The 17920-nt window shown below is 35.8% G+C and carries 12 protein-coding genes and 4 tRNA genes; all 16 read right to left on the reverse strand.

Going from position 1 to position 17920, the window contains the following annotated elements:
- Nucleotides 1-138: 138 nt before the first annotated feature.
- Nucleotides 139-4323 carry a DNA-directed RNA polymerase subunit beta' gene (gene rpoC, locus CKBE_RS00790; protein ID WP_015237713.1) on the reverse strand — a complete coding sequence of 1395 codons (4185 nt, stop codon included), beginning with the start codon at nt 4321-4323 and terminating at the stop codon, nt 139-141.
- Nucleotides 4323-8426 carry a DNA-directed RNA polymerase subunit beta gene (gene rpoB, locus CKBE_RS00795; protein WP_041571822.1) on the reverse strand — a complete coding sequence of 1368 codons (4104 nt, stop codon included), beginning with the start codon at nt 8424-8426 and terminating at the stop codon, nt 4323-4325. Before rpoB ends, rpoC begins: the two co-directional genes overlap by 1 nt.
- 145 nt (nt 8427-8571) lie before the next feature.
- Nucleotides 8572-8949 (reverse strand): 50S ribosomal protein L7/L12, encoded by a 378-nt coding sequence (gene rplL, locus CKBE_RS00800; RefSeq protein ID WP_015237715.1) that lies wholly within the window; start codon nt 8947-8949, stop codon nt 8572-8574.
- A 61-nt stretch (nt 8950-9010) separates the two neighbouring features.
- Nucleotides 9011-9538 (reverse strand): 50S ribosomal protein L10, encoded by a 528-nt coding sequence (gene rplJ, locus CKBE_RS00805; RefSeq protein ID WP_015237716.1) that lies wholly within the window; start codon nt 9536-9538, stop codon nt 9011-9013.
- A gap of 208 nt (nt 9539-9746) precedes the next feature.
- A complete protein-coding gene (rplA, locus tag CKBE_RS00810) occupies nt 9747-10451 on the reverse strand; it encodes a 50S ribosomal protein L1 (RefSeq protein WP_015237717.1) in 705 nt (234 codons plus the stop codon).
- Between the two features lie 2 nt (nt 10452-10453).
- A complete protein-coding gene (gene rplK / locus CKBE_RS00815) occupies nt 10454-10885 on the reverse strand; it encodes a 50S ribosomal protein L11 (protein ID WP_015237718.1) in 432 nt (143 codons plus the stop codon).
- A gap of 59 nt (nt 10886-10944) precedes the next feature.
- Nucleotides 10945-11481 carry a transcription termination/antitermination protein NusG gene (gene nusG / locus CKBE_RS00820; RefSeq protein ID WP_015237719.1) on the reverse strand — a complete coding sequence of 179 codons (537 nt, stop codon included), beginning with the start codon at nt 11479-11481 and terminating at the stop codon, nt 10945-10947.
- A 9-nt stretch (nt 11482-11490) separates the two neighbouring features.
- Nucleotides 11491-11871 carry a preprotein translocase subunit SecE gene (secE, locus tag CKBE_RS00825; protein ID WP_015237720.1) on the reverse strand — a complete coding sequence of 127 codons (381 nt, stop codon included), beginning with the start codon at nt 11869-11871 and terminating at the stop codon, nt 11491-11493.
- A gap of 28 nt (nt 11872-11899) precedes the next feature.
- Nucleotides 11900-11975: transfer RNA gene (locus CKBE_RS00830), tRNA-Trp, on the reverse strand.
- Between the two features lie 78 nt (nt 11976-12053).
- Nucleotides 12054-13244, reverse strand: a complete 1191-nt coding sequence (gene tuf, locus CKBE_RS00835; RefSeq protein ID WP_015237709.1) for an elongation factor Tu — start codon at nt 13242-13244, stop codon at nt 12054-12056.
- A 44-nt stretch (nt 13245-13288) separates the two neighbouring features.
- Nucleotides 13289-13363: transfer RNA gene (locus CKBE_RS00840), tRNA-Thr, on the reverse strand.
- A gap of 4 nt (nt 13364-13367) precedes the next feature.
- Nucleotides 13368-13441 (reverse strand) — tRNA-Gly (locus CKBE_RS00845).
- A 77-nt stretch (nt 13442-13518) separates the two neighbouring features.
- Nucleotides 13519-13605: transfer RNA gene (locus CKBE_RS00850), tRNA-Tyr, on the reverse strand.
- Between the two features lie 167 nt (nt 13606-13772).
- Nucleotides 13773-14438, reverse strand: coding sequence for a 16S rRNA (guanine(527)-N(7))-methyltransferase RsmG (gene rsmG, locus CKBE_RS00855; protein WP_015237722.1), 666 nt, complete (start codon nt 14436-14438; stop codon nt 13773-13775).
- Nucleotides 14425-16332 carry a tRNA uridine-5-carboxymethylaminomethyl(34) synthesis enzyme MnmG gene (gene mnmG / locus CKBE_RS00860; RefSeq protein ID WP_015237723.1) on the reverse strand — a complete coding sequence of 636 codons (1908 nt, stop codon included), beginning with the start codon at nt 16330-16332 and terminating at the stop codon, nt 14425-14427. Before mnmG ends, rsmG begins: the two co-directional genes overlap by 14 nt.
- Before the next feature lie 218 nt (nt 16333-16550).
- Nucleotides 16551-17900 carry a tRNA uridine-5-carboxymethylaminomethyl(34) synthesis GTPase MnmE gene (mnmE, locus tag CKBE_RS00865; RefSeq protein WP_015237724.1) on the reverse strand — a complete coding sequence of 450 codons (1350 nt, stop codon included), beginning with the start codon at nt 17898-17900 and terminating at the stop codon, nt 16551-16553.
- Between the last annotated feature and the right edge of the window lie 20 nt (nt 17901-17920).

Raw genomic sequence — 17920 nt, forward strand, 5'->3', positions numbered from 1 at the left:
TTTAGAAAACCTGCAAATAAAGGTGCTTGAACAGCACCAACAAAATAACAAAACAACATACAACTGAGGATAATACATTCGTTATAGCTGATTGTCAAAGTAGAAAATTATACAATGAACAATCAGTCATGCAAATTATTAAAAACTGACAGCCTCAAAAGGATCAATTGAACTCCTAGCTGTTGATTTATTTAACTCATCAGAACGTGTCTTAGCTCTACGTGCATTATGACATGACAAACCAGTACCAGCAGGAATTAAACGACCAACAATAACATTCTCTTTAAGACCTCTTAAGTCATCACGTTTGCCCATAACGGCAGCTTCTGTCAACACACGAGTAGTCTCTTGAAAAGATGCTGCTGATATAAAAGAATCAGTAGATAGCGAAGCCTTTGTAATCCCTAGTAGAATATTTTCATAAGTAGCCTGACTGCCACCTTGAGAAATAACACGATCATTCTCATTTAGTAGCTCTGACCTTTCTACTTGCTCTCCGGGAATAAATTTCGTGTCCCCTGGACTAGAAATCACAACCCTACGTAACATTTGACGAACAATAACTTCTATATGCTTATCATTTATTTTTACACCTTGTAACCGATAAACATCCTGAACTTCGTTAACTATATAAGAGACAAGACTTTCTACACCCTGAAGCCTTAGTATATCATGCGGATCTGCAGGACCATCTACTATAATTTCTCCTTTATTGACTACCTGTCCATCATGCACCAATATTTGTTTTTCCTTAGAAATTAAGAATTCATGAGAAATCCCATCAAGGTCAGTTATAATAAGCCTTTGCTTACCCTTTGTTTCTTTTCCAAAAGAAACAGTTCCAGTTACCTCGGCAAGCATACCAGAATCTTTTGGAGATCTAGCTTCAAATAACTCCGCTACACGAGGCAAACCACCAGTTATATCTCTTATTTTTTGTGACTCTTGTGGTATCCTTGCCAATATCTCTCCTATTGATACCGATTGTCCATCACGAACAGTAATAAGAGCCCCTATTGGGAAAGCTATATTAACAGCATGGTCTGTGCCAGCTATTTTTACCTCATCTCCACCCTCATTAATAAGTTTAATCTGTGGACGCATCATAATCTTATTTCCACGAGTCTTTGGAGTAATCACAACCAAAGTTGATAATCCTGTTAACTCATCAACTTGTTTAGCTACAGTAACACCCTCTTCTATATTTTCAAATTTCACAGCTCCAGAATACTCAGACACTATAGGTCTAGTTAAAGGATCCCACGATGATAATCTCATGCCTGCCTTAACATTCTCACCATCTCCAACTAACAAGACAGCCCCATAAGGTATTTTATGCCTTTCACGTTCTCGAGAATTCTCATCAAAAACAGCCAGTTCTCCCGAGCGTGAAATTGCTATACGCTCACCTTTAGGATTGGTTACATATCTCATAGTGCCCATGAAACCAACAACACCATTTGATTTTGTCTCTACAAAACTAGCAAGAGCTGAGCGAGAAGCTGCTCCACCAATGTGGAAAGTTCTCATGGTTAACTGAGTTCCTGGCTCACCAATAGACTGAGCAGCTATAACACCGACTGCTTCACCTATATCAATAGAAGAACCCCTCCCCAAATCTCTACCATAACAAGAAGCACACAAACCACGTCTTGTTTCACAAGTCAAAGGAGTCCTTATTCGAACCTCATCTATACCTAAAGAATCTATTTTCTCTACAAAGCTTTCATCTAATAAAGTACCAATAGGAATGATTGTCTCTCTTGTGTCAGGATTAACAATATCTGATGCAGTGACTCGACCCAGTATTCTATCGCGCAAGGACTCTATTACTTCACCACCCTCAATTAGAGCCTTCATATTGTAACCATGAGAAGTGCCACAATCATACTCAGTAATCACCAAGTCCTGTGTAACATCTACCAAACGACGAGTCAGATATCCAGAATTAGCTGTTTTTAAAGCAGTGTCAGCTAAACCTTTACGAGCTCCATGAGTAGAGATAAAGTATTGTAAAACGTTTAACCCCTCTCGAAAATTAGCACTAATTGGCGTTTCAATTATGGAGCCATCAGGCTTTGCCATTAAACCTCTCATGCCAGCCAACTGACGTATCTGCGCAGCAGAACCACGAGCACCAGAATCAGCCATCATATAAATAGAGTTAAATGATTCCTGACGAATATTGTTACCATCTCTATCTAATACTGGCTCAGTAGCTATATATTCCATCATGGCCTTACCTACTCTATCACTGGCCTTACCCCATATATCTACTACGTTATTGTACCTTTCCTGGGAAGTTACCAATCCTGATGAATATTGCTTATCTATTTCTTTAACTTCTTGATTTGCCTCTGAAAGAATCTCAGCCTTTGCATCTGGAATTAACATATCTTCCATAGCAATAGATATACCAGCTCGAGTTGCTAAGGAAAAACCAGCCTGCATAAGCCTATCGGCAAAGATCACAGTAGCTCTTAAGCCACAACGCCTGAAAGAATAATTTATTAAACGAGAGATCTCTTTCTTTTTTAATGCCTTATTTAATACAGAAAATGATAAGCCTTTTGGCAATGTTTCTGAGAGCAATGCCCGACCAACAGTAGTTTCATAACGATTCACAACAGGAGAAAAATTATCTTCAGTATCATTCTCATATTCTGTGATTCGCACTGAAACACGACTTTGCAATTCAACTTCGTTATTATGATAAGCTCTTTGAACTTCTGAAACATCAGAAAAACACATATGCTCTCCTAAACCATTTATACGTTCACGAGTAGCATAATATAAACCCAAGACTATATCTTGAGAAGGAACTATCGATGGTTCACCATTAGCAGGAAATAATATATTATTAGAAGATAGCATAAGGGTACGAGCCTCAAGTTGCGCCTCTAAAGATAAAGGAACATGTACTGCCATTTGATCCCCGTCAAAGTCAGCATTGAAAGCTGCGCATACTAGAGGATGCAGCTGTATCGCTTTTCCTTCAATAAGAACAGGCTCAAAAGCCTGAATGCCTAGTCTGTGTAATGTTGGGGCTCTATTCAACATAACCGGATGCTCTCTAATAACCTCCTCCAAGATATCCCACACTACTGGATCCTGACTATCAACCATCTTTTTAGAAGCTTTGATAGTATTAGAAAGCCCCATCATTTCAAGCTTATTAAATATAAATGGTTTAAATAGCTCTAAAGCCATTAATTTAGGTATACCACATTGATGCAACTTGAGCTGAGGCCCAACAACGATAACAGAACGTCCTGAATAATCTACTCTTTTGCCAAGTAGATTTTGACGAAACCTACCACCTTTACCTTTAATCATATCGGCTAAGGACTTTAACTGGCGCTTATTAACACCAGTCATTGCTTTACCTCTACGACCATTATCAAGCAAAGAATCAACCGCCTCTTGAAGCATTCTTTTTTCATTTCTAAGAATAATCTCAGGAGCCTTTAGCTCTATCAATCTTTTCAATCGATTATTGCGATTTATAACACGGCGGTACAAATCATTTAGGTCAGAAGTAGCAAAACGCCCACCATCTAAAGGCACTAAAGGTCTTAAATCAGGAGGCAATACAGGCAACACCTCCATAATCATCCATTCTGCTTTTATATCGGATCTATGGAATCCTTCCATGACTTTTAGTCTTTTGGATATCTTCTTTATTTTTGCCTCAGAATTAGTATTTTTGATTTCATTCCTAAGAACTTCAATTTCTCGACTAATATCCATAGTACGCAATAATTCACGCACTGCTTCGGCACCCATCAAAGCTTTAAATTCATCGCCATATTCTTCTGTTTTTGATATAAAATCATCGTCAGTCATTATCTGACAACGTTTTAGAGGTGTCATACCTGCATCAATAACACACCAAGCCTCAAAGTATAGAACTCTTTCTATATCACGTAGTGTCATATCTAATACTATACCCAATCTAGATGGCAAACTTTTCAGAAACCAAATATGTGCAACTGGACTAGCAAGCTCTATATGCCCCATTCTTTCTCTGCGAACCTTTGATGCGGTTACTTCAACCCCACATTTCTCACAAATAACACCTCTATGTTTTAGACGCTTATATTTTCCACATAAACACTCGTAATCCTTTATAGGACCAAATATTTTTGAGCAAAATAAACCATCTCTTTCCGGTTTAAAAGTGCGATAATTTATAGTTTCCGGCTTACGAACCTCTCCGTATGACCAAGAACGAATCTTCTCAGGAGAAGCCAGGCTAACCTTTATAGAATCAAACTGCTCATCCTGGGAAACTTGTTTAAAAAGATCAATAAGAGCTTTCATTAGTTACGCTCCAAATCTATATCCAAACCTAAAGAACGAATTTCTTTAACAAGAACATTAAAGGATTCAGGCATTCCAGCATCAATTAAATGATCTCCCTTAACTATGCTTTCATAAACCTTAGTCCTTCCAGAAATATCATCAGATTTCACTGTCAACATTTCTTGCAATGTATAAGCCGCACCATAAGCCTCCAAAGCCCAAACCTCCATTTCGCCAAAACGCTGACCACCGAATTGCGCTTTACCTCCTAAAGGTTGTTGAGTAACCAAAGAGTACGGACCTATGGATCTCGCATGCATCTTATCATCGACCAAATGATGTAATTTCAAATAGTACATATACCCAACAGTAACAGGTCGTTCAAACTTTTCACCAGTCCTACCATCAAATAACCAAGACTGAGCTCTAGATTTAGTTAGTTGCATTTTATCAGCAATATTATCTGGGTAAGCTATATTTAGCAGATCATGAATTTCTTTTTCATTGACCCCATCAAAAACAGGAGTAGAAACAGGCAAACCTGGTTTCAAATTATTAGCCAATTCTAAAATCTCACTATCAGTCAAACTATCTATAGAGACAATATTAGATTTATAAATACTACTTAAATATTCCCTAATTTTTGAGGACTGATGTTTCAATTCAGAATTAAGGACATCACTGATCCGAGCTCCTATACCCTTAGCAGCCCATCCTAGATGAACTTCTAAAACCTGACCAACATTCATCCTAGAAGGAACGCCTAAAGGATTTAGAACAATATCAACTGGCGTTCCATCAGCCATATAAGGCATATCCTCAACTGGAATAATTCTAGAAACAACACCTTTGTTACCATGTCTGCCAGCCATTTTATCGCCAGGTTGTAGTCTACGCTTTACAGCCAAGTATACTTTCACCATCTTCAAAACACCGGGAGGCAACTCATCACCTTGTGTTAATTTCTTCTTCTTCTCTTCAAATAAAGAATCAAACTGTTTTCGTTCCTGATCAAGAGAATATTTTGCTTGCTCTAATATACTAGCAGCATCTTCTGATTCAAGACGAATATCAAACCAGTACCAATGATCAATAGATTTAAGATAGTCCTTAGTAATCAAAGATCCTTTTAATAATTTTAAAGGGCCTCCATTAGCTATCTGACCGACCAATACTTTTTCAATCCTATCAAACTGATCTTTTTCAACTATACGCAAACGATCATTTAAATCTTGACGATACTTTTTAAGATCATCATCAATAATAGATTGAGCTCTATTATCTCTTACAACACCTTCTCTAGTAAAAACTCTAACGTCTATTACAGTACCACTCATTCCAGAAGGAACTCTCAAAGAAGTATCCTTCACATCAGATGCCTTCTCTCCAAAGATTGCTCTTAGTAATTTTTCTTCTGGTGTTAATTGAGTCTCTCCCTTTGGGGTAACCTTGCCAACTAAAACATCATCAGGACCAACTTCAGCACCTATACAAATAATACCAGAATCATCCAATCTATTTAATTGTACTTCGGAAAGATTACTAATATCTCTAGTAATATCTTCTGGACCTAGCTTAGTGTCCCTTGAAACGACAGTTAATTCTTCTATATGAACAGACGTATACCTATCATCAGAGACAACCTTTTCTGAAATAAGAATTGAATCTTCAAAATTGTAACCATTCCAAGGCATAAAAGCGATTAACATATTCTGTCCTAGAGCAAGCTCCCCTAGATCTGTTGAGGCACTGTCAGCCAAAACATCACCTTTTGATATATTGTCACCAAGTCTTACAATTGGACGTTGATTTATATTAGTATTTTGATTTGATCTGGTATATTTAATGAGATTATATATATCAACACCAACCTCTCCTGCTATGTTTTCTGAATCATTCACTCTAATAACTATACGTTCAGCATCAACATAATCAACTAGACCACCCCTTAAGGCCTGAACTGTTGTTCCAGAGTCAACAGCTACTATGCGTTCAAGACCAGTACCAACGATAGGCTTTTCTGGACGCAAACAAGGAACTGCTTGCCTTTGCATATTAGCACCCATAAGAGCTCGATTCGCATCATCGTGCTCCAAGAAAGGAATTAATGAAGCAGCGACCGATACTATTTGAGAAGGAGCCACATCCATATAATGAACATTACCTGGAGAAGTTAATAAAGTCTCACCAGATTCTCTACAAGCAACCAGCTCATCTGTAAAAAAACCTTCTTTATTTAACTCTGCATTAGCCTGAGCAATAACATAATTACTTTCTTCTATAGCTGAAAGATAATCAATTTGATCACTAACTTTACCATTTAGAACTTTTCTATATGGTGTTTCCAGAAAACCATATTCATTTAAACGGGCATATAAAGACATAGAATTTATAAGACCGATATTAGGACCCTCAGGAGTTTCTATTGGGCAAACTCTACCGTAATGAGTTGGATGAACATCTCGCACTTCAAACCCAGCTCTATCTCTAGTCAACCCTCCAGGCCCCAATGCTGAAACACGACGCTTATGTGTAACCTCTGATAAAGGATTAGTTTGATCCATAAACTGAGAAAGCTGACTGGAGCCAAAAAATTCTTTTATAGCTGCAGAAATTGGTTTTGAATTTATCAAATCGTGAGGCATTAAATTATCAGCCTCTGCCTGACCTAGTCTTTCCTTAACGGCCCTTTCAACTCTAACTAAACCAGATCTGAACTGATTTTCAGTCAATTCTCCGACACACCTAACTCTCCGATTTCCAAGATGGTCTATATCATCTATACTTCCATGTCCATTACGCAAATTAACTAATAACTTTATAATATCAAGGATATCCTCACTAGTTAGTATGGTTTTATCATCCAAGTATTCACGACCAAGCCTACTATTTATCTTCATTCTTCCCACACGAGATAAATCATAGGTAGAATCACTGAAAAATAATCGATCAAACAATGATTCAACAGCCTCCTCTGTAGGAGGCTCACCAGGCCTCATCATTCGATATATGGCTATCTTGGCAGACATTTGATCGACAGTTTCATCTATTCTAAGAGTCTGAGAAATATAAGCCCCTCTGTCTAAATCATTCGTATATAAAGTTCTAATATTTTTTACACCAGAATCCCTCAAAGTCTCCAGGGTTTGTTCTGAAATTTCTTCATTAGCATGAACTAAAACTTCTCCAGTCTCGGGATCAATAATATTTTCAGCAACAACTCTACTCAGCAAAAAATCATCTGATACAGTAATAGCATTTATATTAGATTGAGAAATTAGTCTTATGCTTCTAGAACTTATTCTCTTATCCTTTTCTACTATAATATTCCCTTCTTTATCAACAATGTCAAAGCTAGCTACTTCACCCTTCCACCTATCAGGAATAAATTCTAAAACAGAACAATTACTCTTCAATTCAAATGAATCAAAATCAAAAAAATAAGAGAGTATAAATTCATCTAAGAAACCAATAGCCTTTAACAAAATTGTTACAGGCATCTTTCTTCTTCGGTCGATTCTAAAGAACAATATATCCTTAGGGTCAAACTCAAAATCTAACCACGATCCACGATAAGGTATTATTCTAGCTGAAAATAACAATTTTCCTGAGCTATGAGTTTTACCTTTGTCATGCTCAAAAAATACTCCTGGTGATCTATGTAACTGAGAAACAACAACACGCTCTGTACCATTAATAATAAAGGAACCAGAAGATGTCATAAGAGGAATCTCTCCCATATAAACTTCCTGTTCCTTAACTTCCTTTATATTTGACTTGTTCGAATCTTTATCTATCAAAACCAGGCGTAATTTTGCTCTTAATGGCGAAGCATAAGACAAACCACGCTGTTGACACTCTTTAACATCGAATATAGGATCACCTAGAGAATAGCTAACAAACTCTAGGCAAGCAGATCCATTATGACTAATTATAGGAAAAATTGACAAAAAAGCCGCTTGCAAACCATCAACAGAACGCATGGATGGATCAATACCAGCCTGCAGAAATGATTGATAAGATTGCAATTGAGTAGCAAGAAGGCATGGGATTTTTTGTACATCTTCACGCTTAGCAAAACTTTTACGAATGCGCTTTTTTTCGGTATACGAATAAGGCATGAATACTCCGACTCGAAGTTGCATAAACCGTCCACCACGGTTCTAGGTTAACACGTTTCCAGGAAACTCTTAGATACAAAAACTTCCTGGAAATGCAAAAACCCGGAGATAGTTACATACCAACTCCGGGTATCGTTACAAAAAATTATTTTATTTCAGATTTTGCGCCAGCATCATCAAGTTTTTTCTTAATGATTTCCGCATCAGCCTTAGAAACACCTTCCTTAACGGCCTTAGGAGCGCTATCTACTAAATCCTTTGCTTCTTTTAGCCCTAAGCCTGTTAATTCACGAACAGCTTTAATAACACTAACCTTATTAGCTCCAGCTTCTAACAAGATAACATTAAATTCTGTTTGCTCTTCAACTGCAGCATTATTATTACCAGACGGAGCAGCAATAGCAACAGCGGCGGCTGCTGCTGAAACACCAAATTTTTCTTCCATCGCTTTAATAAGCTCGGAAAGATCTAATACTGTCATGTTAGCAACAGCTTCTAGAATTTCATTTTTACTTAAAGACATTTAACGAACTCCAAAATTATAAGCTAGACAAAATTGTCTCTCTATTGAATAAGAAAAAATATTAAGAAGATAAATTCTTCTGATCATGAATAGCGGATAGTACTCTGACAAAAGATGTAGGAACCTCATTAATAGTACGTACAAATTTTGTGACTGGAGCTTGCATTGTTGCCATCAATTTAGCTATTAACTCTTCACGTGAAGGTATAATAGCTAATGCCATAATATCATCATAATCTAATAGACTACTAGACAAGGCACCAGCCTTAATAACCAACTTATCATTATTTTTTGCAAAGCTAGCCAACACCTTAGCTGCAGCTACGGGATCAGAGCTAATACAATAAATTAATGGACCTACTAGTTTATCTGATAAAAACTTAAATCTCGAGTCCGCAATAACTCTGCGAGCAAGTGAATTTTTCAAAACTTTTAAGTACACACCAGCATCACGAGCAGATTTACGTAATAAATAAACAGAAGCAACATTAAGACCACGATATTCAGCAACAACGATTGATTGTGCGTCACTTATCTTTGTGGTTATTTCCTCAATAACTATCTCTTTTTCTTGACGATTAAGACTCACGGATACTCCATAAAAAAACGTTTAAGACAAATGAAACAATCTCATACGTCACCCGGAATCGGCGTCTAGCTGAGTTCATCAAAAAAACAAGAATCTCTCAGAACGCCGTCTACGTTGGAATTAAAACAATATTAAGCAAATTTTCTTTTGCTCCAACGATCTTTGACAGAAATGTCTTATATTTACAAGACATTGCGCCCAAAGCACTTTATTTAAACAAATCATAATTTACAGAAGAAATATCAACCTTAACTCCTATTCCCATAGTAGAAGAAACTGATAACTTGCGTAAATAAATACCTTTTGCTGTAGCTGGTCTACTCTTCTGCAACGAATTCATAAGAGCCACTAAATTTGAATATAGCTGCTGAACAGAAAAAGAGGCTCGACCTATAGCAGAATGTATTATTCCTGATTTGTCTGTACGAAACTGAACTTGGCCTGCCTTAACCTTTCTAACAGCATCAGCTACATCAGCAGTTACGGTACCAACCTTGGGATTAGGCATAAGACCTCTAGGACCTAAAATTTGACCCAAGGTGCCAACAACCCTCATTGTATCTGGCGATGCAATAACAACATCAAAGTTTATTTGACCAGCCTTAATTGATTCTGCTAGATCATCTAATCCAACCAAATCAGCTCCAGCCTGTATAGCAGAATTAGCTTTTTCTCCCTGAGCAAATACCGCTACACGAACAATCTTGCCAGTACCTTCTGGCAAAACAACAGATCCTCGTACCAACTGATCAGATTTCTTAGGGTCAATACCAAGCTTTATAGCAATATCTACAGACTCGTCAAACTTAGCATTAGCTGTTTCTTTTATTAAAGAAAAAGCATCCTCTACAGGATAATACTTAGAACGATTCAACTTTCCATTAATAACTGCAGCGCGTTTATAAGATGCCACGATTAAACTCCCTCAACCTTAATACCCATACTACGTGCACTACCAGCAATAGTACGTACAGCTGCATCAATATTTGAAGCAGTCAAATCAGGCTCTTTTATCTTGGCTATATCTTCAGCCTGAACTCTAGTTAAAACGCCGACTTTATCCATATGTGGCTTAGCTGATCCTTTTTGTACGCCAGTAGCTTTTTTTATAAGAATAGAAGCAGGAGGTGTTTTTAACAAAAAAGTAAAACTCTTGTCAGCAAAAGCTGTAATAACAACTGGTATTGGAAGCCCTGGCTCCATACCCTGAGTCTTAGCATTAAAAGACTTACAAAATTCCATTATATTTAAACCGCGCTGACCTAATGCAGGACCTATTGGCGGTGAAGGATTAGCCTTCCCAGCTGGTACTTGAAGTTTAATAAAACCAATAATTTTTTTTGCCACAAAGTTCTCCTAAAGGGTAATAGCGCTTGAAAAGCTCCCCAAAAAAACAAGATCGATAATTAAATTTTCTCGACCTGTCCAAAATCCAACTCTATTGGAGTTGACCTGCCAAATATAGTAACAGAAACTCTAATTTTATTTTTCTCATAATTAATCTCTTCAACATTGCCATTGAAATCCGCGAAAGGACCATCCTTTACCCTCACAATTTCACCAACCTCGAACAAGATCTTAGGTCGCGGCTTATCAAATCCTTCTTCAATTTGAGACAGTATTTTTTCTACCTCTCCTCGACGAAGAGGAGTAGGCTTATTACCAGACCCACCAAGAAAACCAGTTACTCTATTAGTGCTTTTTATTAAATGCCATGTTTCATCAGTTAATTCCATCTCTATAAGAACATATCCAGGAAAAATACGACGTTCAGTGATAGATTTTTGTCCATTTTTTATATCAATAACCTCTTCTGAAGGAATCAGAATTCTACCAAAAAATGAACCCAGACCAGATTGGTCTATTCTATCATATATCGTTTTTGAAACATTTTTCTCCATACCAGAAGAAACATGAACAACATACCAGTGTTTATTACCCATTAAGTGATCTTATCTCCAACCCAGCAAAATACCATAAATAAAAAAATCTATAATTTTATCAATCAAACAAATAAAGATACTTATCAGGATCGCAAAAACACAAACAGTTCCAGTCATTCTTATAGCTGATTTACGATCCGGCCAACTAACTCTCTTTAACTCAAAAAAAGAGTCCCTGCAGAACGAAAAAAAACTTTTACTTATCTCATTAAAAATAAATAAAATAAAAGATAAACAAGAAAAAACAGAAAAACAAACTAATCTAAAAAGCATAGTTTTTTCTGATAACCAAAAAATTGGTACTAGTCCCAGAAAAAAAACCAAAAAAGCTAAGAAAAACTTAACTTTATCAAAACGACTAAAACAATTATCAAAGCTAGAGATAGACATTTTAAAATTTTAAAAAGACATTATATAATGGCAGGGGCAGTAGGAATTGAACCCACAGCCTTCGGTTTTGGAGACCGACGCTCTGCCAATTGAGCTATACCCCTATATCCAAATAGATAAAATAGTTTATAGAACCAAAGATCCATTCCTTACTACTCAATAAACCTTTGTTATTTATATTTTCAAGCAATGATTTTAGATACTACACCAGCACCAACAGTTCTACCACCCTCACGAATAGCGAAACGCAATCCTTCTTCCATTGCTATAGGTGACAATAACCTTACTGTCATAGCAACATTATCGCCAGGCAGAACCATCTCTTTATCTTCTGGCAACTCAATAGTACCAGTTACATCAGTGGTTCTGAAATAAAACTGTGGACGATATCCTTTAAAAAATGGAGTGTGTCTACCGCCTTCTTCCTTAGATAAAACATAAACTTCAGCAGTAAACTCTGTATGAGGAGTAATAGATCCTGGTTTAGCTAGAACCTGACCTCTTTCAACATCTTCCCTTTTAGTTCCTCTAAGAAGAATTCCAACATTATCACCAGCCTGACCTTGATCAAGCATTTTGCGAAACATTTCAACACCAGTGCAGATGGTTTTTACTGTAGGCTTAATACCTATAATCTCTATCTCTTCTCCTACCTTTACTACACCGCGCTCTACACGACCGGTAACAACGGTTCCACGACCAGAGATTGAGAATACATCCTCAACTGGTAATAAAAATGCACCATCTACTGCTCTTTCTGGGGTCGGTATATAATTATCTAAAGCATCAGCTAGAGCTAAAATCGCTTTCTCACCAAGCTCACCTTTATCGCCCTCTAAAGCTAATTTGGCAGAACCTTTTATTATAGGAGTGTCATCACCAGGAAAATCATATTTTGATAGCAACTCTCTAACTTCCATCTCAACAAGTTCTAAAAGCTCCTCATCATCTACCATGTCTGCCTTGTTCAGGAAAACAACAATGTAAGGCACACCAACCTGACGAGATAACAATATATGTTCTCTAGTTTGTGGCATTGGCCCATCAGCAGCAGAAACAACCAATATGGCACCGTCCATTTGTGCAGCACCAGTTATCATGTTTTTAACATAATCAGCATGACCAGGACAGTCAACATGAGCATAGTGACGCGCTGATGTTTCATATTCAACGTGAGCGGTATTTATAGTAATACCTCTGGCTTTCTCTTCTGGAGCGGCATCAATCTGAGCATAAGCTCTCGCTTCCCCACCAAATTTAGTAGCTAATACCGTAGTAATGGCAGCTGTTAAAGTTGTTTTACCATGATCAACGTGACCAATAGTACCTACATTTACATGCGGCTTGCTACGTTCAAACTTGCCTTTCGCCATATACAACCCCAAAATAAAATAAAGCAAAATACCAAAAATTACATTGGTGCCCATGACGCGGATCGAACGCGTGACCTCTCCCTTACCAAGGGAGTGCTCTACCACTGAGCCACATGGGCATTATGGAGCGGGTGAAGGGAATCGAACCCTCATCGTAAGCTTGGAAGGCTTCTGCTCTACCATTGAGCTACACCCGCACAGATACGCGCATTCACCAACAATAATCTAGAAATAGATATTTAAAGATTCATAGGTAACCATATCGACATAAACATGGTGGAGGAGGTTGGATTCGAACCAACGTAGGCGCAAAGCCAACAGATTTACAGTCTGCCCCCTTTAACCACTCGGGCACCCCTCCTATACAGTATCTAAAATTGTGAAGAAATTCTTTCAAAAAGTCAAACTATAGTGACAAAAATCATAATTAATACTAAATAATAGTAAACAGTTAGACAGTTATACAACAAAACAACAGTGATTATATATTTATAATTAATAAAATTAAAATCAAAAAAACTAAAACACTTAATTACTAGCTCTCTTAATTACTACTAGGCAACGTTGAGAATTGATGCCAGGAACATTAAGATTATATATATTGCTAATACCCCAATCATTAATACAAGAAAAATCATCAATTTCTTTATTTGGAATTAAGCTTTTCATGGAACATAAAATACCATCGTTTTTAACATGATGGCCTGAGAGCTCTACAAATTTAGACAATGAAGAAAAAGCCCTTGATATTACAACATCACATTCTAAAGATTTAAGATTTTCTATCCTCGAGTGATAAACAATGACGTTTGATAATAAAAGACTACTTGAAACATACTTAAGGAAAGATGTTTTCTTAAAAATAGAATCTATACAGGAAATACTGCAATTTGATCGCATTATGGCTAAAACTATACCTGGAAGACCAGCTCCAGAACCAACATCACATACCCTTAGATTTTTTTTCGAAAACGAGTCCAAGAAAGGTAAAACAGATAGACTATCTACTACGTGATATACAAGCATATCCTTATAATTTTTAACAGATGTTATATTGCAATATTTGTTCCATTTTTGCATCATAGATAAGTAGTTACTCAACAATATTTTTTGCTCATTAGATATTTTAATTTTAAGAGTAGAGCAATAATCAGATAAAAAATCATCTGGTAAGTAATTTCTATATAGATGCATTTGAACTCTTCAATTTTTTAACATAAACAAAAAGTACTGATATAGCCGCTGGAGTAACACCAGGAATTCTGCTAGCCTGTCCTATTGTTTCTGGTCTATAATCATTCAGTTTTTGTCGAACCTCAATGGATAGATTAATCATGGAAAGATAATCTATATTATCAGGTATAGAATATGACTCATTCTCAGATATTCTTTTTATCTCATCTGCCTGCTTAGAAATATATCCTGAATATTTTATATGAATATCGATTTGGTCTGATAAAATATCATCATGAGAAACACCTGGGCCTATCAAATAACAACCTGAATCTTTTATAGACATTAGTTCTTTATATTTAATGTTTGGTCTTTTTAGAATATCAAAAACAGATAAATCATTATCAAGATTTTTTCCTAATTTATCATAACTATAATATTTTCCTAGAGACCTAAAATTCAATGAAGTATTTTTTAATCTTTGTATCTCTTTATTTAAAAGATCGCGTCTTCTATTAAATAAATCCCAGCGATTATCATCGACAATACCCATGCCCCTACCTAATTCAGTAAGCCTTAAATCAGCATTGTCCTCTCTTAGAGTTAAACGATACTCTGCTCGTGATGTAAACATCCTATATGGTTCGGTAGTGCCTCTTGTTATTAAATCGTCTACCATTACTCCGATATATGAATCACTCCTAAGGGGAAGCCATTGATCTAAACCCTTACATTTTCTTGAGGCATTTAAACCTGCTAATAAACCCTGGGCGGCTGCTTCCTCATAACCAGTAGTTCCATTAATTTGACCAGCCATATATAAACCATTTATATTTTTCGTCTCCAATGTGGCTTTTAGAGACTTAGGATCAAAATAATCATACTCAATTGCGTAACCATACCTTAATATATGTGCGTTATATAAACCAGGCAGAGAGCGAACTAAATCAATCTGAGCATCAAAAGGCAAGCTTGTAGATATGCCATTTGGATAAAATTCATTAGTATATAAACCTTCTGGTTCTAAGAAAACCTGGTGAGAGTCCTTATCAGAAAACCTAGTGATCTTATCTTCTATAGATGGACAGTATCTTGGTCCCTTAGACTCTATTGATCCATTGTATAAAGGCGACCTAGGGAATGAATTTCTAACTATTTCGTGAGACAATGGATTAGTCCTGGTAATCCAACAAGGTATCTGTTTGGGATGCATGTTTCTATCCCCAATGAAAGAGAAAACAGGTGCCGGTAAATCTCCTTCTTGAATCTGAAGCATATTAAAATCAATAGTTCTGCCATCTATGCGAGGAGGAGTTCCAGTTTTTAGACGTCCGTAGGGAAAGCCAAGATCTTTTAGATTTTCAGACAAAGAAACTACTGATTGATCACCAGATCTACCGCCAGAAAAACTACTATTCCCCATATGTATAATTCCATTAAGAAAAGTACCTGTTGTCAACACAACTGATTTTGCTTTTATGTCAATCCCAAGACTAGTCTTAATACCAAAAACACTATTGTTTTTTACTAAAATACTATTAACTGTTTGTTGAATAATGTAAAGATTCTCTTGATTCTCTAGTTTTTGTCTAACAATTTGACGATATAATGATCTGTCTATTTGAGCTCTTGTTGATCTAACAGCAGGACCTTTTGATAAATTTAACGTCTTAAAATGAATGCCCGCACAATCAGCAGATAAAGCCATAGACCCCCCAAGAGCATCTATTTCTTTCACTAAATGACCTTTGCCAATACCACCTATTGATGGATTACAAGACATTTGTCCCAGTGTGTCAAGATTACCAGTTACAAGCAAAGTATCAGAACCAGATCTTGCAGAAGATAGAGCAGCCTCTGTTCCAGCATGTCCTCCACCTACTATTATTACATCAAAATTAAAGTTATTATCCATTAATATCTTTTTATTTAATTGTTTATTTTAATAATTATTATAATTATTAATGTGTTTTTCTGTGAATAACCTTATATTGTTTTTAATATTCAATGAGTTAATTATAATAATAACTAATGTAATAAGCATGTTTTATTACATAATAGTTTCTGGATAAAAAACAGTTTTATTTTTTTACTCTAGTTATTCATATTTCTTCATAAAGTTATTAACAATAATTATTTTCCTATACAAAAGCTAGAAAATATTTTCTCTAGCATATCTTCTGATGTAAATTGTCCTGTTATCTCGCACAAATTACAGTGTGACAATCGCAATTCTTCAGCTAAAATATCTAGAAATAAATTTTCTTGTGTATAAGATATTGCTATTTCTATATGTTCTAATGCTTCTTGTACGGCATGAAAATGCCTTTCCCTGGTAGAGAAAGCATCCTCATCTGATGTTTTGTATTCTATTTTTTTTAATATTTCTTTTTTTAGAAAATCCAGACCAGCGCCGCTCTTTGATGATACCAAAATGCCATCATAATAATCGTGATTTTTTTTATATAAAAGATCTGATTTATTATATATTTTTATAACATTTGTTTTTTTTGATATTTTTTTATTTATGTAATACTCTGTATTATCATCTCCTGTGTTTGAATCTATAACATGCAACACTATGTCTGCATTTTCTATTGCCTCCCATGACTTTTCTATTCCTTTTTTTTCTATCAAATTATTACTATGTCTTATCCCAGCAGTATCTATAATATTTACCATGACCCCTTTTATATAAATAGCATTAGAAACTTTGTCCCTTGTTGTTCCGGCTAATGGGGTTACTATTGCTATTTCTTCTTCGGATAATGCATTCAATAAGCTTGATTTTCCGGAATTTGGCCGCCCTGTTAAAACTATGTTTATACCGTTTTTTAGTATTAAATTGTTTTTTATTTTTGATTTTAATTTACTTAGCTTTGATTTTATTGATACCAATGAAACATATATATCTTTTTTTTGAAGATCAGTAATATCTTCTTCAGGAAAGTCTAAATTTGCTTCTAACAAAACTCTAAGATTTATTATTTCATTAGATATATCATTTATTACTAATGATAGCGATCCAGACATGGTTTTTATAGAACTTCTTGCCGCGGCTATTGAAGAAGAATTAATTAAATCAGATATAGCTTCTGCTTGGATTAAATCAATTTTTCCATTTAAGAATGATCTTTTAGTGAACTCTCCTGGATTTGCTAATCTAACACCAATATCTTTACCTTTTAATATGCATATGTCTAGAATTTGATGCTGAGTAACCATTCCACCGTGACATTGAATTTCGATCACATCTTCACCGGTAAATGATCTAGGTGCTTTAAAAAAAATTACTATTACATTATCGATAATTTCCTGATCATTATCAATCAAAGTAAGGTAATTTACTGTTCTTTCTTTAATTTCCTTTTTAAAAAGACTCAGCATTAGCGGCAATAATTCTTTTCCAGAGATTCTTATTATTCCTATGCCGCCTGATCCATGTGCAGTAGCTATGGCTACGATTGGTACGTTTTTTAACATGTGATTTTGACTTTATTGAT

Origin of the sequence: Candidatus Kinetoplastibacterium blastocrithidii (ex Strigomonas culicis), assembly GCF_000319245.1 — a bacterium.
Taxonomy (GTDB): domain Bacteria; phylum Pseudomonadota; class Gammaproteobacteria; order Burkholderiales; family Burkholderiaceae_B; genus Kinetoplastidibacterium; species Kinetoplastidibacterium blastocrithidiae.